21 protein-coding genes and 1 tRNA gene are annotated in these 24,554 nt (G+C 59.9%); 16 read left to right on the top strand and 6 right to left on the bottom strand.

All coding sequences use genetic code 11. From position 1 onward, the window contains the following. Nucleotides 1–19 precede the first annotated feature (19 nt). Entirely contained in the window at nt 20–1,315 is a 1,296-nt protein-coding gene (gene gltA, locus NA8A_RS03055) for a citrate synthase (RefSeq protein ID WP_009755885.1), read from the bottom strand. Between the two features lie 266 nt (nt 1,316–1,581). Then, the gene (gene gltX, locus NA8A_RS03050; protein ID WP_009755884.1) at nt 1,582–3,003 is read right to left on the bottom strand and encodes a glutamate--tRNA ligase; all 1,422 of its coding nucleotides are present in this window, start codon (nt 3,001–3,003) and stop codon (nt 1,582–1,584) included. 165 nt (nt 3,004–3,168) lie between these two features. Between gltX and NA8A_RS03045 the strand changes: the two genes are divergently transcribed. Beyond that, nucleotides 3,169–5,562 (top strand): ComEC/Rec2 family competence protein, encoded by a 2,394-nt coding sequence (locus tag NA8A_RS03045; protein WP_240532727.1) that lies wholly within the window; start codon nt 3,169–3,171, stop codon nt 5,560–5,562. 197 nt (nt 5,563–5,759) lie between these two features. Further along, a complete protein-coding gene (locus tag NA8A_RS03040) occupies nt 5,760–6,209 on the top strand; it encodes a GNAT family N-acetyltransferase (RefSeq protein ID WP_009755882.1) in 450 nt (149 codons plus the stop codon). 177 nt (nt 6,210–6,386) lie between these two features. On the opposite strand, the gene lexA is transcribed toward NA8A_RS03040, so the two are convergent. Together lexA and NA8A_RS03030 are read right to left on the bottom strand one after the other, a co-directional pair. Then, a complete protein-coding gene (lexA, locus tag NA8A_RS03035; RefSeq protein ID WP_009755881.1) occupies nt 6,387–7,103 on the bottom strand; it encodes a transcriptional repressor LexA in 717 nt (238 codons plus the stop codon). Between the two features lie 87 nt (nt 7,104–7,190). Further along, nucleotides 7,191–7,817 (bottom strand): MarC family protein, encoded by a 627-nt coding sequence (locus NA8A_RS03030; protein ID WP_009755880.1) that lies wholly within the window; start codon nt 7,815–7,817, stop codon nt 7,191–7,193. Between the two features lie 221 nt (nt 7,818–8,038). Between NA8A_RS03030 and gyrA the strand changes: the two genes are divergently transcribed. Beyond that, nucleotides 8,039–10,864, top strand: coding sequence for a DNA gyrase subunit A (gene gyrA / locus NA8A_RS03025; protein ID WP_009755879.1), 2,826 nt, complete (start codon nt 8,039–8,041; stop codon nt 10,862–10,864). Between the two features lie 44 nt (nt 10,865–10,908). On the opposite strand, the gene NA8A_RS25630 is transcribed toward gyrA, so the two are convergent. After that, on the bottom strand, nt 10,909–11,043 hold the full coding sequence (locus tag NA8A_RS25630) for a hypothetical protein (protein ID WP_276274331.1): 135 nt from the start codon (nt 11,041–11,043) through the stop codon (nt 10,909–10,911). A 245-nt stretch (nt 11,044–11,288) separates the two neighbouring features. Here NA8A_RS25630 and NA8A_RS03020 point away from each other — a divergent pair, with 245 nt between their 5' ends. The 13 genes from NA8A_RS03020 (at nt 11,289) to glpK (ending at nt 24,223) form a co-directional block, all read left to right on the top strand. Next, nucleotides 11,289–11,906, top strand: a complete 618-nt coding sequence (locus NA8A_RS03020; protein ID WP_009755878.1) for a LysE family translocator — start codon at nt 11,289–11,291, stop codon at nt 11,904–11,906. 89 nt (nt 11,907–11,995) lie between these two features. Then, nucleotides 11,996–12,496 (top strand): pantetheine-phosphate adenylyltransferase, encoded by a 501-nt coding sequence (coaD, locus tag NA8A_RS03015; RefSeq protein WP_009755877.1) that lies wholly within the window; start codon nt 11,996–11,998, stop codon nt 12,494–12,496. A 16-nt stretch (nt 12,497–12,512) separates the two neighbouring features. Further along, nucleotides 12,513–13,100 carry a peptidylprolyl isomerase gene (locus tag NA8A_RS03010; RefSeq protein ID WP_009755876.1) on the top strand — a complete coding sequence of 196 codons (588 nt, stop codon included), beginning with the start codon at nt 12,513–12,515 and terminating at the stop codon, nt 13,098–13,100. Between the two features lie 15 nt (nt 13,101–13,115). Then, the gene (locus NA8A_RS03005; protein ID WP_009755875.1) at nt 13,116–13,592 is read left to right on the top strand and encodes a peptidylprolyl isomerase; all 477 of its coding nucleotides are present in this window, start codon (nt 13,116–13,118) and stop codon (nt 13,590–13,592) included. Between the two features lie 82 nt (nt 13,593–13,674). After that, complete coding sequence (gene queA, locus NA8A_RS03000; protein WP_009755874.1) at nt 13,675–14,751, top strand: tRNA preQ1(34) S-adenosylmethionine ribosyltransferase-isomerase QueA; 1,077 nt, start codon at nt 13,675–13,677, stop codon at nt 14,749–14,751. Then, nucleotides 14,748–15,878, top strand: a complete 1,131-nt coding sequence (gene tgt / locus NA8A_RS02995; RefSeq protein ID WP_009755873.1) for a tRNA guanosine(34) transglycosylase Tgt — start codon at nt 14,748–14,750, stop codon at nt 15,876–15,878. The genes queA and tgt overlap by 4 nt, the downstream gene beginning before the upstream one ends. Nucleotides 15,879–16,100: 222 nt before the next feature. After that, a complete protein-coding gene (locus NA8A_RS02990; RefSeq protein ID WP_009755872.1) occupies nt 16,101–17,510 on the top strand; it encodes a circularly permuted type 2 ATP-grasp protein in 1,410 nt (469 codons plus the stop codon). A gap of 111 nt (nt 17,511–17,621) precedes the next feature. Continuing rightward, nucleotides 17,622–18,563, top strand: a complete 942-nt coding sequence (locus NA8A_RS02985; RefSeq protein WP_009755871.1) for an alpha-E domain-containing protein — start codon at nt 17,622–17,624, stop codon at nt 18,561–18,563. An 11-nt stretch (nt 18,564–18,574) separates the two neighbouring features. Beyond that, nucleotides 18,575–19,369, top strand: a complete 795-nt coding sequence (locus tag NA8A_RS02980; protein ID WP_009755870.1) for a transglutaminase family protein — start codon at nt 18,575–18,577, stop codon at nt 19,367–19,369. A 35-nt stretch (nt 19,370–19,404) separates the two neighbouring features. After that, complete coding sequence (locus tag NA8A_RS02975; protein WP_009755869.1) at nt 19,405–20,133, top strand: proteasome-type protease; 729 nt, start codon at nt 19,405–19,407, stop codon at nt 20,131–20,133. Nucleotides 20,134–20,227: 94 nt separating this feature from the next. Beyond that, entirely contained in the window at nt 20,228–21,004 is a 777-nt protein-coding gene (locus NA8A_RS02970) for a DeoR/GlpR family DNA-binding transcription regulator (protein ID WP_009755868.1), read from the top strand. Nucleotides 21,005–21,131: 127 nt separating this feature from the next. Further along, on the top strand, nt 21,132–22,661 hold the full coding sequence (gene glpD / locus NA8A_RS02965; protein ID WP_009755867.1) for a glycerol-3-phosphate dehydrogenase: 1,530 nt from the start codon (nt 21,132–21,134) through the stop codon (nt 22,659–22,661). A 62-nt stretch (nt 22,662–22,723) separates the two neighbouring features. After that, nucleotides 22,724–24,223, top strand: a complete 1,500-nt coding sequence (gene glpK / locus NA8A_RS02960; protein WP_009755866.1) for a glycerol kinase GlpK — start codon at nt 22,724–22,726, stop codon at nt 24,221–24,223. Nucleotides 24,224–24,280: 57 nt separating this feature from the next. Here the strand turns inward: glpK and NA8A_RS02955 are convergent. After that, a tRNA-Lys gene (locus NA8A_RS02955) sits at nt 24,281–24,356 on the bottom strand. Between the last annotated feature and the right edge of the window lie 198 nt (nt 24,357–24,554).

Genomic DNA, 24,554 nt, shown 5'->3' with positions numbered 1-24,554 from the left:
TAAGGCGTTGCCGTATCGATCAGCGCTTGGCGATCGGCACATAATCGCGATGGGTCGCGCCCGTATAGAGCTGCCGCGGACGGCCGATCTTCTGCTTTGGATCTTCGATCATCTCTTTCCACTGCGCGATCCAGCCGACGGTGCGCGCGAGCGCGAAGAGCACCGTGAACATGGTGGTGGGGAAGCCCAGCGCCTTGAGCGTGATGCCGGAATAGAAATCGATGTTCGGATAAAGCTTTTTCTCGATGAAGTACTCATCCGTCAGGGCGATGCGCTCCAGCTCCATGGCGATGTCGAGCTGCGGATCGTCCTTGATGCCCAGTTCGCCTAATACCTCGTGGCAGGTCTTCTGCATGATCTTGGCGCGCGGGTCGTAATTCTTGTAGACGCGGTGTCCAAAGCCCATCAGGCGGAACGGATCGTTCTTGTCCTTCGCGCGGTCGATGAATTCGGGAATGCGGTCCACCGAACCGATCTCCGACAGCATGTTGAGCGCTGCTTCATTGGCACCGCCATGGGCGGGACCCCAGAGGCAGGCGATGCCGGCCGCGATACATGCGAAGGGATTGGCGCCGGATGAACCAGCCAGGCGCACCGTCGAGGTGGATGCGTTCTGCTCGTGATCGGCATGCAGGATGAAAATCCGTTCCATGGCGCGCGCCAGGACCGGGTTCACCTTGTAGTCCTCGCAGGGTACCGCGAAGCACATGTGCAGGAAGTTGGCGGCGTAGCTGAGCTCGTTCTTCGGATAAACGAAGGGCTGGCCAACGTGATACTTATACGCCATGGCCGCGATCGTCGGCATTTTGGCGATCATCCGCAGGCTGGCGACCATGCGCTGATGCGGATCGGAAATATCGGTGGAGTCGTGATAGAAGGCCGACATGGCGCCGACAACGCCACACATGACTGCCATCGGATGGGCGTCGCGGCGGAAACCGGTGAAGAAGCGCGTCATCTGCTCGTGCACCATGGTGTGGTGCGTAACGCGGTAGTCGAAGTCTTCTTTCTGTGCCTTGGTGGGCAACTCTCCGTACAGGAGGAGGTAGCAGGCCTCGAGGAAATCGCCGTGTTCGGCAAGCTGTTCAATGGGATAGCCGCGATGAAGGAGGATACCCTCGTCACCGTCGATATAGGTGATCTTGGATTCACAGCTCGCCGTGGAGGTGAAACCCGGATCGTAGGTGAACATGCCCGTGTCTTTGTAGAGCGAGGCGATGTTGATGACATCCGGGCCGACGCTGCCCTTCAGGATATCGAACTCGTGCTCCGGACTCTGGCCGCCGATCTCCAGTTTCGCTGTCGGTTTGGTCATCGCAATCACCTCTCAAACTATTAAGAACCTGGCGCCGGTGCTCTGCCGCCACAGGATATCAGGGCGTCGCGCGCGCACTTTGCTAGCGCATTTGCCCCGTGGTGCCAAGCATGAGCAGCATCCAATATTGCGATGCAACAACACCCTGGCGTCTCTGGACCGATCCGGCGCGCCGGCGGTCGCGACTGGCGGGCCTTGTTTTGAGGCGGACAGGCCGGGCAGCATCCATTTTCAGGTGCAGCCCGAACACTTTTTGAAAGTGCAGCTTAGGCAGCCTGATCGCGGATACGCGCCAAACTTTCCTCTCGCCCGAGTACGGAAAGAACGTCGAAGATGCCCGGGGATGTGGTGCGCCCGGTGAGTGCTGCACGCAATGGCTGGGCAACTTTTCCGAGCTTGCGATCCGTGCGTTCCGCAAATTCGCGAACGGCTTCTTCGATGTTCACAAGGGTCCAATCGGAGACATTCTGCAATACGGGCGCGATTTCCGCAAGAAGCTGGCGTGCATCCGTGTTGAGAAGTTCTCCAGACCTCTCATCCAGCGGAAGGGGACGCTCGGCAAAGAGAAAGCTTGCACCATCAACGAGTTCCACCAGCGTTTTCGCCCGCTCCTTGAGACCGGGCAAAGCGGCCAGAAACTGCGCTCTACGCCTATCGTCGAGTTTTGTGAGAAGGTCATTTCCGCCTTCCAGATAGGGCAAGGTATCCAGAATGGCCGCGAACAGCCTGTCATCGGCCATCTGACGCATATGTACGCCATTCAGGGCTTCCAGCTTCTGGAAATCGAAGCGTGCAGCGCCCTTGTTCACGTCGGAGATATCGAACCAGCGAATCATGTCCTCGTCCGACATGACCTCGTCGTCACCATGGCTCCAGCCGAGACGGGCCAGATAATTTCTTAGCGCTGACGGCAGATAGCCCATCGCGCGATAGGCCTCCACGCCGAGCGCACCGTGGCGTTTGGAAAGCTTGGCGCCATCGGCTCCGTGAATGAGCGGAATATGCCCCATCACCGGTACATCCCAGCACATCGCCTTGTAGATGATGGTCTGGCGCGCGGCGTTGGTCAGATGGTCGTCGCCGCGAATGATATGGGTCACGCCCATGTCGTGATCGTCGACCACCACCGCATGCATATAGGTAGGCGTGCCATCGGAACGCAGGATAATGAAATCGTCGAGATCCTTGTTGGGAAAACGCACGGTGCCCTGCACCTTGTCTTCGACCACGGTTTCGCCATCCTGCGGCGCCTTGATGCGAATGACTGGCTTTACGCCGGCTGGCGCCTCGGAGGGATCACGGTCGCGCCAGCGGCCATCGTAACGCGGTGGCCGGCCTTCGGCGCGGGCCTTTTCACGCATGGCGTCCAGTTCCTCCGGAGAGGCGTAGCAATAATAGGCTTCGCCTTTCGCCACGAGTTCCTCAGCCACTTCCCGATGCCTTTCGGCGCGGGCGAACTGCGAGACGGGCTCGCCATCCCAGTTGAGGCCGAGCCAGGTGAGGCCGTCCAAAATGGCAGCAGTAGCGGCATCCGTGGAGCGCTGGCGGTCGGTGTCTTCGATCCGCAGCAGCATCTTACCGCCCGTGTGGCATGCGTAGAGCCAATTGAAGAGCGCCGTGCGAGCCCCGCCGATATGCAGGAAGCCGGTCGGCGAGGGGGCGAAGCGAGTGACAACGGGTTTGGTCATGGAGTTTCCCAGGAAGGTTTCCAGGTATCTTGCGCGGCATCGGCTGCGGAGCGCGAAACCGCGGGTGGAATTCGGTCGGCTGTCATGTAGCATAGAACAATCGGGGCGCAAGCATTCCGCGGGAAGACCGTGTCACCCGGAATGGTTTGCGCCGATGGATGGAGCTTGGGGGCGATCATCGGGGGCGTGTCGGAAACGGTCGTGCGCGACGAGCGCGCCCAATTTGCGGCGGATGAAAAATCCGGCGTGCCGGAAACGTTTGCGGATAATGCCGCCATCGCTGTTGCACACAGCGACGACCGTTCATCACACCTCGTGCCCGGACGATACGGTGCACGAGCACTTGCAGTCCTGCGGCGGAATGTGGAGCGCGAAGCGGCGCGCGGCACGGGATTTCTCTGGATTCCGGTGCTGATCGGGGCGGGGGCGCTTTGCTATTTTTCATTACCAGTCGAGCCGCCTTTTTATGCGCTCTCGTCAGGGCTTGCGGTGCTGGTGGCTGCGCGATTTGCGGCAGGAAGGCACCCCTTGGTAGCCGCCATTCTTCTTGCCGGGATTGTGTTTCTTCTGGGTGTTGTCGCCGGCAAGGTCGAAACGTGGCGGTTCAGTACGCCGATGCTCGGTTCGGCGGTGTCCACCCAGATCACGGGAAGGGTGGTTGCCATAGAGCCGCGCGCGGATGGACGTGTGCGGTTGACAATTACCCTTGAAACGACGGCGCGCCCGACCTTGCGTTATCCGCCAAAGCGCGTCCGATTGAGTGCCCGGACCATTCCTGACAGGTTGCGGGCAGGAGACGGGGTGAGCGGTACCGTTCGCCTGATGCCGCCCTCCGGTCCTGTCCGACCGCAGGCTTATGATTTTTCCTTTGAGAGCTATTTTGACGGTATCGGGGCTGTGGGGTTCTTCCTGCGCGGTCCTCAGCAAACCGAACTCGCCACACCGCCGTCATTGCGGGAACGAATGGCCGTGTGGCTGCAAGGTTTCCGGGAAATGTTTGCCACACGGCTGAAAACCCGCGTCACGGGTGCGGAAGGCGAGGTGGCGGCTGCGCTCATCACGGGAATGCGCGGCGGGATACCGGAAACGGTGCAGGAAGCCTTGCGACGCTCCGGCCTCGCGCATGTTCTGGCCATATCGGGGCTGCATATGGCGCTGGTGGCCGTGACGGTGATGGGGTCAATCCGTCTCGGCTTTGCGTTCTTTCCCGGTTTCTGCGCCCGTCACCCGGTCAAGAAATATGCGGCCGCATCCGCATTGGCGGTCAGCTTCCTTTACCTCTTCGTCTCGGGTGCCGCCGTGGCAGCCCAACGCAGCTTTATCATGCTTGCGATCATGCTTGTGGCTCTTCTTTTCGACCGGGCAGCGCTGACCATGCGCAATCTGGCACTTGCTGCGCTCGTGGTTCTCGCGGTCGCGCCGCATGAGATTGTCGGGCCGGGATTTCAGATGTCGTTTGCTGCAACGGCTGCATTGATCGCCGGCTATGCAATGTGGAATGCGCGACGGCAAAGTGCGCTGAGCCGCAAGCCAGTGAATGGGGCGCAAACACTGCCGATGAAGATCGTCCAAACGGTACTGTTCTATGTGGCGGGGCTTCTGCTTACCTCTTTGATCGCCGGAACGGCGACGGCGCTTTACGGGGCATGGCATTTTCAACGCGCCTCGCCACTGGCGCTCGCTGCCAATCTCGCGGCAATGCCTCTCGTTTCACTGGTTGTGATGCCTTCTGCGGTGGTTTCTGTGCTGGCGATGCCGTTCAACCTCGATGCGCTGCCGCTCGCCGTCATGGGATGGGGGATAGCGCAGGTTATTGCCGTTGCCGATTGGTTTTCCGCGCGCACGCCTTTCGATGCCACCGGATTGTTGCCTTTGCCCGCAACGCTGCTTCTGACAGGTGCCCTGGTGCTTGCCACCATGGTGACAAGCCGGCTTCGCCTTCTGGCCCTGCCGCTTCTGGCGAGCGGCGTTCTTCTGCTGGTCGTTCGCGATTTGCCGGATGCGCTGATATCCGAAGATGCGCGGCTTGTGGGGGTGCGCGTCGCGGACGGTATGCTCGGGGTCAACCGAGACCGACCGAGCGGATTCACGACACAAAATTGGCTGCGTGCCTTGCGAAGTCAGACCGTCAGGAAACCCGATCGTGTGTCGAAGGGGCTGCCAGCCCTGCCGGAAGCAGGTGCCGGATTTATATGTGAGGGGCCCGTCTGCCTTGCACGCGATCCAAGCGGTGGCGTGATCGCTCATGTTGCGGGCACGTTGAAGGGTGTCGGAAGTGGGCCGAACTGGAATAGATTGTGTGCGATAGCGCAGCTTCTTGTGATCGAGGATGCCTCCCGAAGAAATCCCTGCCCGGAGCGCAAGGTCACAGTGGTGACCGGGCGCGATCTGGCACGGCATGGAAGTGCTGCTGTTTGGTTCTCGTCCGAAGGACCGGATGACCCGGTAAAGGTTCTGATCGATTTCGCGGTGCATGAACCCTACAGACCATGGCATGCGCAGCGGCAATTCTCACGCGAGGCGCGGGGGCTTGCTCCAAGACGATCTGCGGCGCGCTGAAACGCTTGCAAGGGAATGGATGCCTTGCTAAGCGAAGGCATTCCAACACGGAGATTTATGCGCAGGAAACCGACATCGTGATGCCTCTAATCGACACCTGAAAATCGGTGGCGGCTGAACAGGCACGGAGGCGCCCAGGGCGATGCCCGTGCGGCCTTTTATCTTGCGCGAACTTGAATTTCCGAACGGATACAATCATGAAAATGCAATTCGACCCGGTAATCCGGGCCTATGAACGCGGCGACAGCAAGCGCATTCTCGACATATGGCTTGCCGCCTCGCGTGTAGGTCACCCGTTCCTCGGGGACGAGGTTCTGCTTCGGCAGCGCCAGATTGTGGAAGAACTCTACCTGGATCAAGCGGAAATCTGGGTTGCGGAGCAGGCTGGGCAGGTCGTTGGCTTTATCGGGTTGCTCGATACCTTCATTGGCGGGCTGTTCGTTGATCCGCAACGACATGGCGGCGGCCATGCCCGTACGCTCGTGGAGCATGCTTTCCGGCTGAAGCCATTTCTCGAACTGGAAGTCTATGCGGCCAACCCCGTCGCTCCAGGCTTCTATCGTCATCTCGGCTTCGAAGAGGTCGAAAGACGGCCGCAAGACGATGACGGGCGGCCATTCGAACTGATCCGGATGCGGTGGGGATGAGGGACAGCTGATTGCTTTTAGATCACTCGGCAAAAAAAACGGCGCGCTTCTTCCTCCTGGATGCGCGCCGCCTGACTATCTGTACGGACGTTAGGCGATCCCACTTGATCGCAGATTGCTTCGTAGCGCCGCGCATTCCGATTGCCGAAAATCAAACCCGATTTTCGGGCCGCTACGTTAGTAGCGGCGCATCAGGCCCACAAGGCGACCCTGCACTTTCACCCGATCAGGACCGAAAATACGCGTCTCGTAGGCCGGGTTTGCAGCTTCAAGCGCAATGGAGGCCCCTTTGCGGCGGAAGCGCTTGAGTGTTGCTTCTTCCTCATCGACAAGGGCCACGACGATTTCACCGGGATTGGCGATAGTGGTCTCGCGGATAATGACCGTGTCGCCGTCGAAAATGCCGGCATCGATCATGGAATCGCCCCTGACCTCCAGCGCATAATGTTCTCCACCCGACAACATGTCCGGAGGAACTGCGATGGAATGTGTCTGATGCTGGATCGCATCGATCGGAACGCCGGCTGCGATGCGGCCCATCACCGGCACGGACACCACGCCTGCCAGATCGTCATTGACGGTGGCAGGTTGCTTGGAAGCAGGCGGCGGCGTGCGTCCCAGGCTGCCCTCGATCACGCTTGGCGAGAATTTGCGCGCCGGGTTCAGGCCCGGAGCGATCGAATCGGGAAGGCGCAACACCTCAAGCGCACGCGCCCGGTTGGGCAGTCGGCGGATGAAGCCGCGCTCCTCCAGGGCGGTGATGAGCCGGTGGATGCCCGACTTGGAGGCTAGATCCAGCGCTTCCTTCATTTCATCGAAGGAGGGCGGTATGCCGGTCTCCTTCAGCCGCTCATGGATGAACAGCAGGAGTTCGTGCTGCTTGCGCGTCAGCATGGGCTTCCCCGGAATCAGTTAAAAACAAAACCAGAACATACTCTATATGTTCCAGTTGTGTTCTGCAACTGCCGGCTTGTGCGAACCTTACGAGAACAGCGCCTTGACGCCATCCGCCACGAACTGGACTGCAAGCGCGGCCAGTATCACGCCGAGCAGACGGGTGAGAATGGACCTGCCTGTTTCCCCGAGAAACCGGTCGATACGCTCGGCAAGCACGAAGACGGCATAGGTCAGGACGATGGTGGAAAGCAGGATCGCGAGCAGGGTGGCAGTCCCGGCAATACCCTTGAAAGAACCGGACAGAAGCACCGTTGCCGAAATCGCACCGGGCCCGGCAATGAGCGGAATGGCCAGCGGGAAGGCCGCGATGTTGTGTATCATGTCGCGGGTGATGGCGCGTTCCGCGCTGCGTTCGTGGCGCTCCTGGCGCCGCTCGAAAATCATTTCGAAGGCGATGAAGAACAGAAGCAGGCCACCGGCTACGCGGAAGGCGGGCAGTGTTATGCCGAAAACCGAGAGGATCGCGGCCCCGGCCACGCCAAACAGCGCAAGGACTCCGAAGCCGATAATGGCGGCGCGGACACCCACCTGGTTGCGTTCGGAGCGGTTCATGCCCGTGGTGAGCGCGAGGAACAACGGTGCCAGTCCCGGCGGATCGACCGTGACGAGGAGCGTCACGAAGGCATTGAAAACCGCGTCCGGTCCTGGCATCGCACTCTCCTGCGCGTCCCAGGCTATGCGAGGGTTTGGAGCCCTTTGCATGCCTCTCGTTTCCATGGCTTTGCACACTATAGCCGTGCACGGGCAGAAGGGGCACCCGCAGGCAGCGAAAACCCCTTGGATTAAGTACAATCCGAAGGCTGCTCAATTGGAGAATCTCTGGCGGTTCCTATATAAGAAGTCAGTGATTCCTTATTCGAATGTGACATGATTTGACCGACCAGACGACGCCGCACGGGCCCGGTGAGCCCGACGACATCGAACCGATTTCCATTATCGAGGAGATGCAGCGCTCATATCTCGATTACGCCATGAGCGTAATCGTGTCGCGAGCGCTGCCCGATGCGCGCGATGGCCTTAAGCCGGTGCACCGGCGCATTCTCTACGCCTCGCATGAGAGCGGCTATCACTGGAACCGCAAATATGTGAAGTCGGCGCGCCCTGTCGCCGACGTGATGGGTAAATACCATCCGCATGGCGATGCCGCGATCTACGACGCCCTTGTGCGTATGGCGCAGGATTGGTCCATGCGCCTGCCGCTCATCGACGGGCAGGGCAATTTCGGTTCCATCGACGGCGATCCGCCTGCGGCGATGCGTTATACCGAATCGCGCCTGACGAAGGGAGCTCACGAGCTTCTGGAGGATATCGACAAGGAAACGGTCGACTTCCAGGACACATACGATGCGTCCGGGTCGGAGCCGAAGGTTCTTCCTGCCCGCTATCCGAACCTTCTCGTCAACGGGTCGGGCGGTATTGCGGTGGGTATGGCGACGAATATTCCGCCGCACAATCTCATCGAGGTGGTCAATGGCTGTGTCGCGCTGATCGACAATCCGGCGATTTCGCTCGCTGACATGCAGCAGATCATTCCAGGGCCGGATTTTCCGACCGGTGGCCTCATTCTCGGCCGCTCGGGCATTCGCAGCGCCTATGAGACCGGGCGCGGCTCGATCCTCATGCGCGGCAGGGTGTCGATCGAGCCGGCGCGCAATGATCGCGAAGCGATCATCATCACCGAGATTCCCTATCAGGTGAACAAGGCGTCGATGATCGAGAAGATGGCCGAGCTGGTGCGCGACAAGCGCATCGAGGGCATTTCCGATATTCGCGACGAAAGCGACCGCCAGGGCTACCGCGTCGTCGTCGAGCTGAAGCGCGACGCCGTGGCCGATGTGGTGCTGAACCAGCTCTACCGCTTCACCCCGCTGCAGACCTCGTTCGGTGCCAATATGGTGGCGCTGAACGGCGGAAAGCCGGAGCAGATGAACCTGCTCGACATGCTCAAGGCCTTTGCGACCTTCCGCGAGGAAGTCGTCAGCCGGCGCACCAAATATCTTCTGCGCAAGGCGCGTGACCGGGCGCATGTCCTGGTTGGCCTTGCCATTGCCGTCGCCAATATCGACGAGATCATCAAGCTTATTCGCCATGCGCCGGATCCGCAGACGGCGCGCGAGCAACTGATGGAACGCCGCTGGCCGGCAGCCGATGTCGAGGCGCTCATTCTTCTGATCGACGATCCGCGTCACCGGATCAACGAAGACGGCACCTATAATCTTTCCGAGGAGCAGGCCCGGGCCATTCTCGAACTGCGCCTGCAGCGCCTGACGGCGCTCGGACGCGACGAGATTGCCGATGAACTGAACCAGATTGGTGCTGAAATCAGCGAATATCTGGAAATCCTTTCGTCGCGGGCCCGCATCCAGCAAATCGTCAAGGACGAACTGATCGCTGTTCGCGACGAGTTCGGCACGCCGCGCCGCAGCGAAATCACCGAGGGTGGGGCCGATCTTGACGACGAGGACCTGATTCAGCGTGAGGATATGGTCGTCACGGTTACCCACAAGGGGTACATCAAGCGGGTGCCGCTTTCGATCTATCGGGCGCAGGCGCGTGGCGGCAAGGGTCGTTCGGGCATGTCGACCAAGGACGAGGATGTGGTGACGCGGCTTTTCGTAGCCAACACGCATACACCGATCCTGTTCTTCTCCTCGCGCGGCATCGTCTACAAGGAAAAGGTCTGGCGGTTGCCGGTGGGGACGCCGCAATCGGTCGGCAAGTTCCTGAGAAACATGCTGCCGCTGGAAGAAGGCGAGCGCATCACCACGATCATGCCCTTGCCGGAAGACGAGGACAGCTGGGGCGCGCTCGACGTCATGTTCGCGACCACGCGCGGCACGGTCCGACGTAACAAATTGTCGGATTTCGTCCAGGTCAACCGCAATGGCAAGATCGCCATGAAGCTGGATGACGAGGGCGACGAGATTCTCGGGGTCGATACCTGCACCGAGAATGACGACGTTCTGCTTACGGCGGCATCGGGACAGTGTATCCGTTTCTGCGTGGGGGATGTGCGTGTCTTCGCCGGCCGCAATTCCATCGGTGTCCGCGGCATAAATCTTGCCGAAGGCGACCGCATCATTTCCATGGCCATACTGGGCCATGTGGATGCCTCGCCGGCTCAACGCGCCGCCTATCTGAAGCAAGCAGCCACCGAGCGGCGCCTTGCGACCGGTGAGGAAGAGGAAGTCGTCCTGACCAATGAGGAGATCGGTGAGGAAGCAGTGCTGTCGCAGGACCTTTATGAGGAACTGAAGGCGCGCGAGCAGATGGTTCTGACCGTCAGCGAGTTCGGCTACGGAAAACGCTCTTCCAGCTATGATTTCCGCGTCACCGGCCGCGGCGGCAAGGGTATCCGCGCAACGGATGTCTCCAAGACGGATGAAATCGGGCGGCTTATTGCCGCTTTCCCCGTGGAGCAGGAAGACCAGATCATGCTGGTTTCCAATTCAGGGCAGGTGATCCGCGTACCTGTCGGGGGCATTCGTATCGCAAGCCGGGCCACCAAGGGCGTTACGATCTTCAATACCGCAAAGGGTGAGAAGGTCGTCTCCGTGGATCGCATTTCGGACACGCAGGCCGACGACGCGGAAGGCGAAGCCGATGGCGAAATCAATACCGGGACGAACCCGGAAGCGCCTGCAGGGATAAATTCACCCGAAGGCAATGGCGAAACCGGAGGCGAGGGCGGCCAATAGCCGTTTTCGCCCGTTCCGTCTTTCTCCTAAGCTTTGCTTCCCGATCAGAAGTGGCGCTGACGGGCGCGCGGGCGGACACGGTTCTCAAGCTTGACGCGGTTGGCTTCCTCATGCAGGCCGACCGCCGTCGCGATCAGCATGGCCAGGGTCATTGCGGCCGCAAGCGTAAAGATCAGCATGGCTTATCTCCTTTGACAACATAACGAAGAAGGGTGCCATTTGGTTGCTTCCTGCCTGTTTGCACCCGTTTCACATTTATGTGTGTCTTCACTAGCGGTTCTGGTTCGAACATTTTTTGAACGCCTTATTCATCGTGCGTTCACACGGTGCGCGCCCTTGCATATCTACCGTTAAAAGCGGGGTTGCGTGCCGGGGCGACTTGTGAGCTTGATCGCTACCGGTTCGCTTTTGGGGAGACTGATCGATGCCTGATCTTGCCGTGCTTTTATCTTACGCTGCCGCTTCCTTCCTGATCGTCGTGGTGCCGGGCCCGACGGTTACCGTGATCATTGCCAATTCCATCAAGCATGGCATGCGGGCCGGGCTTCTGAACGTTCTCGGCACGCAGATCGGTCTATTCACCATGATGATGATCCTCGCGTTCGGCCTTTCGGCGGTGGTCAATGTGATGGGCAATTTCTTTGAAATCCTTCGCCTTCTGGGGGCTGCTTATCTCATCTGGCTCGGAATCAAGTTGTGGCGGTCCGATGGCTCGCTGGACATGGGTACGCGCGCGGCAAGGCCCGGTGGCTCCTTCGTTCTTCAGGGGCTGATCGTGATCTGGTCGAACCCGAAGGCCCTCCTGTTTTTCGGAGCGTTCATTCCTCAGTTTGTCGACCCCTCGCTTGGCGCTCCGGCCTTACAGACGGTGCTGTTTGGCCTTATCTTCATGGCGGTTGCCGCGCTTGGCGACGGACTTTATGCCGTTCTGGCGGGGGGAGCCGGCGCACGGCTTTCAAAGAGCCGCATTCGCCTGACCGAACGTATTTCTGGGACATTCCTCATTGGCGGCGGTTTGTGGCTGGCGTTTGCGCGCCGCTGAATGAGCGAATTCTTCAATCGATCATGCCGGGTGGCAGATGCCCTCCGGCATGAATTGCCTTCCATACGCAAGACGGATAGAAGCACGCGATGACTGAGCGAACAGCCTTTTATGCCGGGTCGTTCGACCCGCTCACCAACGGCCATCTCGATGTGCTCAAGGGCGCATTGACCGTCGCGGACGTGGTGGTGGTGGGCATCGGGGTTCACCCCGGCAAGAAACCGCTATTTTCCTATGAGGAACGCGTTGCGCTCATCGAGCAGTCCGCCAGGGACGAGCTCGGCGCGGATCATGCCCGCATAAAGGTGGCGGCGTTCGACAAGCTCGTCGTCGATGCGGCGCGCAAACACGGCGCCTCGATCATGATTCGCGGCCTGCGTGACGGCACCGACCTCGATTACGAGATGCAGATGGCGGGCATGAACGAAACCATGGCGCCGGACCTGCAGACGGTTTTTTTGCCGGCCAGCCCCTCGGTGCGCACCATTACCGCCACACTTGTAAGGCAGATCGCCTCCATGGGCGGAGACATCGCACCCTTCGTGCCCGGCGTGGTGCTCAAAGCGCTCAAGAACAAGTTTCCGGCCTGAACCAAAGGAGAGTTTCATGCAGCTTCGTAAGCTTGCCTCGTCGCTGATCGTGGCGGGCGCTTTATTGACCAGCCTCGGCCCAGTGCTCGCGGCTGAGCCGGAAGACACCATGATCATCAAGCTCAAGGGCGGTGACGTCACGGTTGCGTTGCGCCCGGACCTTGCGCCCAAGCATGTGGCGCAGATCAAGGCGCTCGTGAAGGAGGGCGCCTACAAGAATGTCGCGTTCCACCGGGTGATCGATGGTTTCATGGCCCAGACGGGTGATGTGCAGTTCGGCGATGTGGAGGATGGCTTCGATGCCCGGCGTGTGGGCACGGGTGGCTCCAGCAAGCCCGACCTGCCGGCGGAATTCACCAGCGCGTCGTTCGAGCGCGGTACCGTGGGCATGGCGCGTTCGGCGGATCCGAATTCGGCCAATTCGCAGTTTTTCATCATGTTTGCGCCGGCATCTCACCTCAACGGCCAGTATACGGTCGTCGGGGAGGTCGAAAAAGGCATGGAACTCGTCGATCAGATCAAGAAAGGGGATGCATCCGCCAACGGCATGGTGCAGAACCCCGACAGGATGCTGGACGTTCGTATGGCGTCCGACCCCAAATAATGAAAGGAACGGCTCATGGCTGAGATCAAGGATCCGGAAAACACGATCATCATGGAAACGACCAAGGGCAAGGTCGTCATCCAGCTTTTCCCGGATGTGGCGCCCGGACATGTGAGCCGCATCAAGGAACTCGCCCGCGAGAATTTCTATGACGGCATCGTCTTCCATCGCGTGATCGACGATTTCATGGCTCAGACCGGCGATCCGACGGGCACGGGCATGGGCGGTTCCGACAAGCCGGACCTCAAGGCCGAGTTCTCCAACATGTCGCATGAGCGCGGCACATGCTCGATGGCCCGTTCGCAGAACCCGAATTCGGCCAATTCGCAGTTCTTCATCTGCTTTGCCAAATCCCCCTGGCTCGACCGTCAGTATTCGGTCTGGGGACAGGTGATCGAGGGCATGGATAATGTCGACAAGATCAAGCGCGGCGAACCGGTGTCCAACCCGGATTCCATCGTCAGCATGCGCGTTGCAGCCGACGTCGCTTAAGCGGGCTTGACCCTTTGTAACCTTCGCCCCCTGCGGTTTGCGGACCGGCAGGGGGCGAAAATGCTCTTTCTTCCCGGTTGTCATGCGCGTTGACCTGTTCGATTTCGATCTTCCGGAAGAGCGGATCGCGCTTCGTCCTGCGAGCCCGCGCGATTCCGCGCGACTTCTCGTCGTGGAGGGAGAAGGTTTCGGCGACCGGACCGTCAGTGACCTGCCTGCGCTCTTGAGGGCGGGCGATGCGCTCGTCTTCAACGACACCAAAGTTATCCCGGCGCGGCTGAATGGTCTGCGCCAGCGCGGCGAGAACCAGGCGCGCATCGAGGCCACGCTGCATATGCGCATGAGCCCTGACAGCTGGAAGGCTTTCATCAAGCCGGCCAAGCGTGTGGCTGTGGGCGATCGCATCAGCTTCGGCCATGAGGGGCGGATCTGTCTGCTTGGAACTTTGGTGGCCACCGTTGCTGAAAAGGGCGATGGCGGCGAGGTTCTGCTCAACTTTGATTTCAGCGGCCCTGTGCTTGATGAGGCGATTGCGACAGTCGGCCATATGCCGCTGCCGCCCTATATCGCCGGCAAGCGCGAGGAAGACGAGCGCGACAATGCCGATTATCAGACAATCTACGCGCGTGAAGAAGGAGCCGTCGCGGCCCCTACGGCCGGTCTTCATTTTACACCGGACCTGCTTTCGGCGCTGGATTCGGCAGGCATCGAGCGCCATTTCGTGACACTGCATGTCGGCGCCGGAACCTTCCTGCCGGTCAAGGCAGAGGATACCGAACAGCATCGGATGCATTCGGAATGGGGCGTGGTCACGCCGGAGACCGCAGCGGCACTCAACGCCGTACAGGCGCGGGGTGGGCGCATCGTCTCGGTCGGGACCACCTCGCTTCGGCTGCTTGAAAGCGCTGCGCGCGAGACTGGCCGCCTGCAAGGCTGGTCTGGTGCGACCGACATCTTCATTACACCCGGCTACCGTTTTCGCACGGCTGACATTCTGATGACGAATTTTCATTTGCCGCGTTCAACGCTGTTCATGCTCGTCTCCGCCTTCAGCGGCATGGAGCGCATGAAGAATGCCTATGCCCATGCCATCAACAATGGCTACCGCTTCTATTCCTACGGGGATTCGAGCCTGCTCTTCAGGGACGACAACGCGTGAGCGCCACCTTCACTTTCCGCCTTCTGGCAACCGACGGCCAAGCGCGCCGCGGCGAGATTTCCATGCCGCGCGGCACGATCCGCACACCGGCCTTCATGCCTGTCGGAACGGCGGGGACGGTCAAGGCGATGTATCTCGACCAGGTGCGGGAACTTGGCAGCGACATCATTCTCGGCAACACCTATCATCTGATGCTGCGCCCTGGTGCAGAACGCGTTGCCCGGCTTGGCGGCTTGCATGAATTCGCGCGCTGGCCTTATCCGATACTTACGGATTCGGGCGGGTTTCAGGTCATGTCGCTCGCCGACCTGCGCAAGATCACGGAAAAAGGCGTGACCTTCCGCTCGCATGTGGATGGTCAGGTGTTCGAAATGCCGCCGGAGCGTTCAATCGAAATTCAGGGGCTGCTCGATTCCGATATCCAGATGCAGCTTGATGAGTGCGTGGCGCTGCCGGCGGAGGAGGCCGAGATCGAACGCGCCATGGAGCTTTCGCTACGCTGGGCCGAACGCTGCAAGACGGCGTTCGGCGACCAGCCCGGAAAAGCCATGTTCGGCATCGTGCAGGGCGGCGACAAGGCGCATCTGCGCGAACGCTCGGCGCACGCTCTCGCCGATATGGGCCTCAAGGGCTATGCGGTGGGGGGGCTTGCCGTGGGCGAACCTCAGGCTGTCATGCTCGAAATGCTCGATGCGACCTGTCCCGTGCTGCCTTTCGAAAAGCCGCGCTATCTGATGGGGGTGGGAACGCCCGACGATATCCTGAAATCGGTGGCGCGCGGTATCGACATGTTCGATTGCGTCATGCCGACACGGGCAGGGCGCCATGGTCTCGCCTACACCAGGCACGGCAAGATCAATCTGAAGAATGCACGTCATGCCGAAGACATGCGTCCGCTCGATGAAGAGAGCGATTGTCCCGCTTCGCGCGATTATTCACGCGCCTATCTGCACCATCTGGTGAAATCCGGTGAATCGCTCGGCGGGATGCTGTTGACGTGGAACAATCTCGCCTACTACCAGTCGCTGATGCAGGATATCCGCAATGCCATCGAGGCCGGACGCTTTGGCGAGCGGGCTGGGGAGATCGCGCAAGGCTGGGAACGCGGCGACATTCCCGCGCTTTGAACACCATCCGATTCCACCTTTAGGTGCAGGGCGGACGTCCTTGATCTGGCACGCAAAATGCCTTCGCACGCGCATGCCCAAACAAGCGGCAGGATTGCCGTTCCACCCTGTTCAAACTTTGGGCAGGAAAGGCGATGTCTTTGCGATTTTTCGATAAGCTATAGAAATAGCTTGCGTTTCTGAAACTTCCTCGTTGAGAATGTGTTTCGAGAGGAGCGTTTCGTGACCACATTTGACGAGATGCGCCTGGGGGGCCAGGCCAGACCACCCTATGAAGGCTATTCGAGCTGGTTCGAGCAGCAGGATCCCAAACGCCTGAACCAGAAAGCGGGAGACGCGGAGCGCGTGTTTCGCAGAACCGGCATCACCTTCGCCGTCTATGGCGATGCGGAAGCCGCCGAGCGGCTCATCCCCTTCGATATCGTCCCACGCATCATTTCGGGCAAGGAATGGCGGCGGCTCGTGCAGGGCATCGAACAGCGCGTGCAGGCGTTGAATGCTTTTCTCGACGATATCTACCACCGGCAGGAAATCCTGCGAGCTGGACGCATTCCGAAGGAGATCATCGCCAACAATGCGGCCTTTCTGCCGGAGATGATTGGTGTCAGACCGCCGGGCGGCGTCTACACCCACATTATCGGCGTCGACATCGTGCGCACTGGAGAGAATGATTTCTTTGTGCTGGAGGATAATGCCCGGACACCGTCGGGCGTGTCATACATGCTGGAAAACCGGGAAACGATGATGCAGCTCTTCCCGGAGCTTTTCCAGCAGGTGAAGGTTCTGCCGGTGGAGAACTATCCGCAGCTTCTGCGGGAATCCCTCAAGGCGGTAAAGCCGCAAGGCTGCGAAGGAACGCCGACGATTGCCGTCCTGACGCCGGGCAGCTTCAATTCCGCATTCTTCGAACATGCCTTCCTGGCCGACCAGATGGGCGTTGAACTTGTCGAGGGCAGCGATTTGCGCGTCGTTGACGGTCATGTGGCCATGCGTACCACGCAGGGTTTTAAGAAAATCGACGTCCTCTACCGCCGCGTGGATGACGACTATCTGGACCCGCTGACATTCCGGCCGGATTCGGTTCTGGGTGTGCCGGGCATCATGGATGTCTATCGCGCCGGCAAGATTGCGATTGCCAATGCACCGGGAACGGGAATTGCCGATGACAAGGCGATCTATTCCTATATGCCCGAGATCGTCGAGTTCTATACGGGTCGCAAGGCCATCCTCCAGAACGTGCCGACATGGCGTTGTTCGGAGCCCGACAGTCTGGCCTACGTGCTGGATCACCTGGAGGAACTGGTGGTCAAGGAGGTTCATGGCTCCGGCGGTTACGGCATGCTTGTGGGGCCGGCCGCTTCGAAGAAGGAACGCGCGGCCTTTGCCAAGAAGCTCGCGGCAAAGCCCGCCAATTACATTGCCCAACCCACACTCGCGCTGTCCACCTGCCCGATTTTCACCAGCAAGGGACTGGCGCCGCGCCATGTGGACCTGCGTCCCTTCGTGCTCGTCTCCGACCGTATTCGGATCGTGCCGGGTGGACTGACACGGGTGGCGCTGAAGAAGGGATCTCTGGTGGTGAATTCCTCGCAAGGGGGCGGAACGAAGGACACCTGGGTTCTGGACGATTGAGAACGGGCGCCTTCGAGGCGCGCAGAAGAGGGCGTCCGCAGTCTTGCTGCCGGAAAGGCCCCGGATGAGGGATGAAGGGGAACCGAATGGCTGAGGGGGAGCGCGTCTGACATGCTTCTTGGACGTTCCGCAAACGGTCTCTACTGGATGCATCGCTATATCGAGCGCGCGGAAAACATGGCGCGCCTTGTGGATACGGGCTTGCGCCTTGCCCTGACGCAGACCGGAATGGCCGCGGACGAATGGGCGTCCGTCCTGACGAGTGCAGGTGTGCGCAATCTTTTCGAGCAGGATCACGACACGTTCGATACGGCGACCGTGACAAATTTTCTGCTGCGTGACCTGAAGAATCCTTCCAGTGTCATGTCATCCATGGAAACGGCGCGCATGAACGCCCGCATGGTTCGTACGGCGCTGACACGCGAGACCTGGGAAAGCGTAAACGAAGCCTGGATGGCGCTCACCCGAATGCTCAGAAGGCCGGTGGGCGAGCAGGATTTGCCGCTGGTTCTCGATGCCATCAAGCGCGAGACCGCCCTTATTCGTGGCGCTTTTCATGGAACGATGCTGCGCAACGAGATTTTCGATTTTGCGCAGATCGGCACCATGATCGAGCGTGCCGACAATACGGCGCGAATTCTGGACGTGAAATATTACGTGCTTCTGCCTTCCGTCGCCTGGGTTGGGTCGTCTCTCGACAATCATCAATGGCAGACGATCCTGCGTTCAGTCTCGGCCCTGCGCTCTTACCGCTGGACCTATGAGGGGGACTATCAGCCCACCAATATCGCGCATTATCTGATCCTCAACCGGCGCATGCCGCGTTCGCTGATCTTCTGCTATCAGGGCATCAACGAATCCCTCGGTTATCTCGCCGATGAATATGGCGTGCGCCATGCCTGCCATGAAATGGCCTCAGCCAAGCTCGAAAAGCTGCGCTCCGCCTCGATCACGGATGTGTTCGATGAGGGATTGCACGAGTTTTTGAAGGATTTTATCCGCGACACCGGCGCTCTAGGCGATAGGATCGCAGCGGACTTCCGCTTCTACTGAGGAATTTGGCCATGCGCCTGAAAATCTTGCACCGTACGGAGTACCGCTACGACGCGCCGGTATCCTACGCGCTGCAGAGGCTGCGGCTCGTCCCGCGCAGCGGTGCGACGCAGACCGTCGTCGAATGGTCGCTGACCGCCAATGGTGCGCATGATGAGGTTCATTTCATCGATGGTTTTGGCAACGATACGCGCCTCATCAGCATAGACGGTGCGCCGCATGCGATCCTTATAGAGGCGCGCGGCGTGGTGGAGACGACCGATAATTCCGGTGTTGTCGGAAAACATGAAGGACTGGCGCCGCTTTGGCTTTTTCAGGGAGCGACGCCGCTCTGTACGGCGGGCAAGGGCATTGCCTCGCTTGCCCGATCCATCAAGGGCGACGATGCCGTGGAACAACTGCACCAGCTGATGCATGCGGTGCGCGACCGCATCGATTACCGCATCGGCACCACCCATTCTGAAACCACCGCCGAAGAGGCGCTGGCGCATGGTGAGGGGGTCTGCCAGGACCATGCGCATGTCTTCCTTACGGCTGCTCGCCTTCTCGGTTACCCCGCACGCTATGTCAGCGGATATCTGCGCATGGACGATCGCGATGAGCAGACGGCGAGCCACGCATGGGCCGAAGCGCACGTGGAAGGGCTGGGCTGGGTCGCGTTCGATTGCGCCAACGGGATTTCGGCCGATCAGCGCTATGTGCGTGTCGCCACGGGGCGCGATTACCGCGATGCCATGCCAGTGATGGGGATCAGGCTCGGCCAGGCGCAGGAAGAACTTGCGGTTCAGATCACGGTCGAGCAGTAATTTCCGGTGACGAATCTGCGAAAGGCGCTGTCCGCATGACCTATTGTGTCGGGCTGAAACTCAACAAGGGACTGGTCTTCATGTCGGACACCCGGACAAACGCCGGTGTCGACAACATTTCGACCTTTCGCAAGATGTATAGCTGGTCGCTGCCTGACGAGCGCGTGATGGTGTTGCTTGCGGCCGGTAATCTGGCGACGACGCAGGCCGTCGTCAGCCTGCTCGACGAAAGAACCAAGGCTCCGGACGAGCGAACCGTCTCCATGCTTGAAGTTCCGTCCATGTATCAGGCGGCGCGGCTTGTGGGCGACACGGTCAAGGAAGTGATCCGCCAGTCGGCACCAGTCGGGCAAAGCGCGGATGCATTCGGCGCCTCCTTCATTCTGGGCGGCCAGATAAGGGGCATGGAGCCGCGGCTCTTCATGGTCTATCCGGAGGGCAACTTCATCGAGGCGAGCGACGATACGCCTTTCTTCCAGATCGGCGAGACGAAATACGGCAAGCCGATCCTTGTGCGCGCCTACGAGCCGGACATGAGTTTCGAGGAAACGGTGAAGCTTCTGCTCGTTTCATTCGATTCTACGCTTAAATCGAACCTTTCGGTGGGGCTGCCCCTCGATGTGCTCTTTTATGAGCGCGACAGTTTCCGGATCGGCTATCAGCGCCGGATCGAAGGCGACGATCCCTATTTCCGCACCATTTCCGAAGGCTGGTCGAGCGCACTCAAATCGGCCTTCAAGAGCCTTCCCGATTTCACGCGCTGAGCGCCTGGATATTTCGCATCGGCGGCTTTCCAAAGGCACTTGTTCGATGTTCGTTTTTGCGAAATAATTGTGAAAACGAACATGGGCCTGCCGCATGACCGCGCATCTTCTTACACCACGCCATAACGACATCCTGGAACTTGCCCGAGAGCAGGGCCGGGTTCTGGTGGAGGATCTTGCGCGGCATTTCAACGTTACGCCCCAAACGATCCGGCGCGACCTCAACGAGCTTTGCGAGCAACGGCTTCTTGCGCGCACCCATGGCGGGGCATTGATGCCCTCGGGCACCGAGAACATGGAGTATGAGGCGCGCCGAAAGATTGCGGCGGAGCAAAAACACGCCATCGGAAAGGCTGCTGCGGGGCTGATTCCAGACAAGGCCTCCTTGTTCGTGAATATAGGCACCACCACGGAAGCTGTCAGTGACGCGCTTCTTGGCCATGACGGCTTGCTCGTCATCACCAACAACATCAATGTTGCCAACAGGATGCGAATATATCCCTCATTCGAGGTCATCATTGCCAGCGGCGTGGTGCGCGGTTCCGATGGCGGCATCGTCGGCGAGGCGGCCGTTGATTTTATCCGCCAGTTCAAGGTGGATTTCGCGGTTATCGGTGTTTCGGCCATTGATGAGGATGGGGCGCTTTATGATTTTGATTTCCGCGAAGTGAAGGTTGCGCAGGCGATCATCGCCAATGCACGGCATGTCATTCTCGTTTCGGATTCGACGAAATTCGAGCGCAGTGCGCCGGTACGCATCGGCCATCTGTCGCAGGTCGGGACATTCATAACCGATCGCTGTCCTTTGCCGTCTGTACGCACACTCTGCCGGGATGCCGGCGTTCGCCTTCTGGAGACGTCAGTACGGTAGAGGCTTCATCCTCCATTGGTACGCAAAGGGATTTTCGTTTGACATTCGTTATGGTTTCAAAATAATTCCTTTTGCCTCCGCGCTCGCGCGCCAGGCGCGATTCATAACGCAGGCCAGGGAGCTTAAAGTGCCGGAAACGGGCGCGCGCGCTGCGCGAGACTTCGACATCTTCATTATCGGTGGCGGCATCAACGGTTGCGGCATTGCGCGCGATGCGGTGGGGCGGGGCTATTCGGTCGGTCTTGCAGAGATGAACGATCTGGCAAGCGGCACCTCGTCGGGTTCCACCAAGCTCATTCATGGTGGGTTGCGCTATCTGGAGCATTACGAGTTCAGGCTCGTGCGCGAGGCGCTCATGGAGCGCGAGGTTCTTTGGCGCAATGCACCGCACATCATCTGGCCAATGCGCTTTGTCCTGCCCATCAACAAGGGGCTGCGTCCGGCGTGGCTGGTGCGGCTTGGCCTGTTTCTCTACGACCATATCGGAGGTCGCAAGCTTCTTCCCAAGACGCGCACGCTCGACATGCGCAGCGACCCTGCCGGAAAGCCGCTGAAGGGCAATTATCGCCGGGCTTTCGAGTATTCCGATTGCTGGGTGAACGATGCCCGGTTCGTGGTTCTGAACGCGCGCGATGCCGCCGAGCGCGGCGCTTCCATTCGCACGCGTACACGCGTTACCGCCGCCCGCCGCGAGGGCACTTCCTGGTTGATCGATCTCGAAGACCTGCGCAGCGGTACGGTCGAAACCGTGCGCGCCCGCTATCTGGTCAATGCGGCCGGCCCCTGGGTCGATCACGTGATCTCAGGCGTTCTTGGTCGCAACGATGTGCACAATGTGCGCCTGGTTCAGGGGAGCCATATCGTCATACGCCGCAAGTTCGACGATCCGCGCGCGTATTTTTTCCAGAACGCTGATGGACGGATCATCTTTGCTATTCCCTATGAGGATGACTTTACGCTGATCGGCACCACCGACCGCGATTACAAAGACGATCCCAAGGATGTCGCCATCACGGATGAGGAGACCGATTATCTGTGTGCCTCGGCGAGCGAGTATTTCGCAGAGCCGGTACGGCGTGAAGACATTGTTTGGAGCTATTCCGGTGTGCGCCCGCTTTTCGACGACGGGGCATCCAAGGCGCAGGAAGCCACGCGCGATTATGTTCTGAAGACGGAAGAGGCGGATGGCGAGGCGCCGATGCTCCACGTCTTCGGCGGGAAGATCACGACGTATCGCAAGCTGGCCGAATCCGCGCTTGCAAAGATCGAGGATGCGCTCGGTGCGAAAGGTGGGCCCTGGACGCACGAAGGGGCTTTGCCCGGCGGAGATTTTCCCTTCGATGCCTATGAGGGGGAGGTGACAGACCTCGGGCAAGACTATCCATTCCTTGAAGCAGGTTTTGCCGCGCGGCTGGTCCGCCTTTATGGGACGCGGGCGCGCAAGATCCTCGGAAACGCGCTTTCCATCGAGGATTTGGGACGGCATTTCGGCAAGGATCTCTATGAGGCCGAGTTGCGTTACCTCGTGGCGCAGGAATGGGCCGTCACCGGCGCAGACGTTCTATGGCGGCGCACGAAGCGCGGTTTGCATCTGAATGCTGAGGAAACGGCTGCCGTCGACGCCTTCATGCGGGAGCTTGCCGTCGCCTCCCATTGAAAACCGGGAATTTTGCGTGACAATGCGCGCCGTCTTCGAGGCCGGTCGCAACGGGAGGTGACATGAGCGGGTTCATTCTGGCAATCGATCAGGGCACGACATCCAGCCGTGCCATTGTTTTCGATGGCGGGATGAAGGCCATTGCGACCGGACAGAAGGAATTCCCGCAACATTATCCCGATTCCGGCTGGGTCGAGCACGATCCGGAGGACATCTGGAAAAGCGTTGTCTCGACTGTCCGTTCTGCCCTGCGCAAGGCGAAGATCGGCGCCGGCGATGTCGCTGCGCTCGGCATCACGAACCAGCGCGAAACCATCGTGGTGTGGGAGAAGGAAACCGGCAAGCCAATCCACAATGCCATTGTGTGGCAGGACCGGCGGACAGCGCCGCTTTGCGAGAAGCTGAAGAAAAAGGGGCTGGAGGCACTTTTTTCCAGGAAGACCGGCCTGCTTCTCGATCCCTATTTCTCGGGCACCAAGCTTGCCTGGATTCTTGACCATGTGAAAGGCGCGCGCCGCCGGGCCGAGAAGGGGGAGATTCTTGCCGGAACCATTGACAGCTTCCTGATCTGGAGGCTGACGGGCGGAGCCGTGCATGCGACCGATGCCACCAATGCTTCGCGCACATTGCTCTACAACATCAAGACCAGTGAGTGGGATGAGGAGTTGCTCAAGCTTCTCGACGTACCGCGCGCGATGCTGCCCGAGGTCAGGGACAGCGCCGACGACTACGGCGCAACGGTTTCCAGACTTTTCGGTCAGGCGATCCCGATCCGTGGCGTGGCGGGCGATCAGCAGGCGGCGGTGATCGGCCAGGCCTGTTTCGAGCCAGGCATGCTGAAAGCGACCTATGGCACGGGCTGCTTTGCGGTTCTCAACACGGGCGAGGCCCTTGTGCGGTCGAAGAACAGGCTGCTCACCACCATCGCCTATCGGCTGAACGGAAAAACGACCTATGCCCTGGAGGGATCGATTTTCGTGGCAGGGGCGGCCGTGCAGTGGCTGCGCGACGGGCTCAAAGTGATCGGCAAGGCTGCCCATTCTGGGGAACTCGCCGACAAGGCCGATCCGAACCAGCATCTTTATCTCGTTCCGGCGTTTGTGGGGCTTGGCGCTCCCTATTGGGATGCGGATGCGCGCGGTGCGATTTTCGGGCTGACGCGGAATTCGGGACCGGCGGAGTTCGCCCGCGCGACACTCGAATCGGTTGCCTATCAAACCCACGACCTGCTTGCGGCCATGCGCAGGGATTGGAAAGACGGCGCTGAGAAAACGGTTCTGCGTGTGGATGGCGGGATGGTGGCCAGCGACTGGACCATGCAATGCGTCGCCGACATGCTGGATGCGCCCGTCGACAGGCCGACCGTACTTGAAACCACAGCCCTTGGCGCAGCATGGCTGGCGGGCTCGCATACGGGCGTCTGGCCGGATGCCCGGGAATTTTCTGAAAGCTGGTCCCTAGACCGCCGTTTTCTTCCGAAAATGGAGGCGGTCGAGCGGCGCAGCAAACTCAAGGGCTGGCGCGATGCCGTCAGGCGCACCTTGAGCCGGCAGGACGCCTAGAGCATTTTGCAGCCAAGTGGAATCACCTTACTCAAACTATTGATGATCTAATTTTTTTGGTGAGCGCGCAGGGGCTCGAACCCTGGACCTACTGATTAAAAGTCAGTTGCTCTACCAACTGAGCTACGCGCTCCCGAAGGCCTGATTTGGCCGGGAAAGTGCGGCGGAACATAGTGAGGCGGTTATCAGTGGTCAACCGCAAAAAAGACGAATTCGGCGGACTTTTTGCGCGCGCTCGAAGTGCGCTCCTTCACTCGCGCGTTTCGAGCATTGTCTTGGCAGCTTCTCCAAAAGACCGGGCGACGCTTTGCCACGCAAAGGTGATTGGCAC

It is taken from the genome of Nitratireductor indicus C115, assembly GCF_000300515.1.
GTDB lineage: Bacteria > Pseudomonadota > Alphaproteobacteria > Rhizobiales > Rhizobiaceae > Nitratireductor > Nitratireductor indicus.
This window is presented reverse-complemented; position numbering and strand designations above follow the sequence as displayed.

Excerpts from the sequence above, each read along its gene's own strand:
- NA8A_RS03030 (WP_009755880.1), bottom strand. The coding sequence starts at position 7,817 with ATGCCAGGACCGGACGCGGTTTTCAATGCCTTCGTGACGCTCCTCGTC.
- queA (WP_009755874.1), top strand. The coding sequence starts at position 13,675 with ATGCGCGTTGACCTGTTCGATTTCGATCTTCCGGAAGAGCGGATCGCG.
- NA8A_RS03020 (WP_009755878.1), top strand. The coding sequence starts at position 11,289 with ATGCCTGATCTTGCCGTGCTTTTATCTTACGCTGCCGCTTCCTTCCTG.
- NA8A_RS02970 (WP_009755868.1), top strand. The coding sequence starts at position 20,228 with ATGACCGCGCATCTTCTTACACCACGCCATAACGACATCCTGGAACTT.
- coaD (WP_009755877.1), top strand. The coding sequence starts at position 11,996 with ATGACTGAGCGAACAGCCTTTTATGCCGGGTCGTTCGACCCGCTCACC.
- NA8A_RS02975 (WP_009755869.1), top strand. The coding sequence starts at position 19,405 with ATGACCTATTGTGTCGGGCTGAAACTCAACAAGGGACTGGTCTTCATG.
- lexA (WP_009755881.1), bottom strand. The coding sequence starts at position 7,103 with ATGCTGACGCGCAAGCAGCACGAACTCCTGCTGTTCATCCATGAGCGG.
- NA8A_RS02980 (WP_009755870.1), top strand. The coding sequence starts at position 18,575 with ATGCGCCTGAAAATCTTGCACCGTACGGAGTACCGCTACGACGCGCCG.
- NA8A_RS25630 (WP_276274331.1), bottom strand. The coding sequence starts at position 11,043 with ATGCTGATCTTTACGCTTGCGGCCGCAATGACCCTGGCCATGCTGATC.
- gltX (WP_009755884.1), bottom strand. The coding sequence starts at position 3,003 with ATGACCAAACCCGTTGTCACTCGCTTCGCCCCCTCGCCGACCGGCTTC.
- NA8A_RS03010 (WP_009755876.1), top strand. The coding sequence starts at position 12,513 with ATGCAGCTTCGTAAGCTTGCCTCGTCGCTGATCGTGGCGGGCGCTTTA.
- NA8A_RS03005 (WP_009755875.1), top strand. The coding sequence starts at position 13,116 with ATGGCTGAGATCAAGGATCCGGAAAACACGATCATCATGGAAACGACC.
- NA8A_RS02985 (WP_009755871.1), top strand. The coding sequence starts at position 17,622 with ATGCTTCTTGGACGTTCCGCAAACGGTCTCTACTGGATGCATCGCTAT.
- glpK (WP_009755866.1), top strand. The coding sequence starts at position 22,724 with ATGAGCGGGTTCATTCTGGCAATCGATCAGGGCACGACATCCAGCCGT.
- gltA (WP_009755885.1), bottom strand. The coding sequence starts at position 1,315 with ATGACCAAACCGACAGCGAAACTGGAGATCGGCGGCCAGAGTCCGGAG.
- NA8A_RS03040 (WP_009755882.1), top strand. The coding sequence starts at position 5,760 with ATGAAAATGCAATTCGACCCGGTAATCCGGGCCTATGAACGCGGCGAC.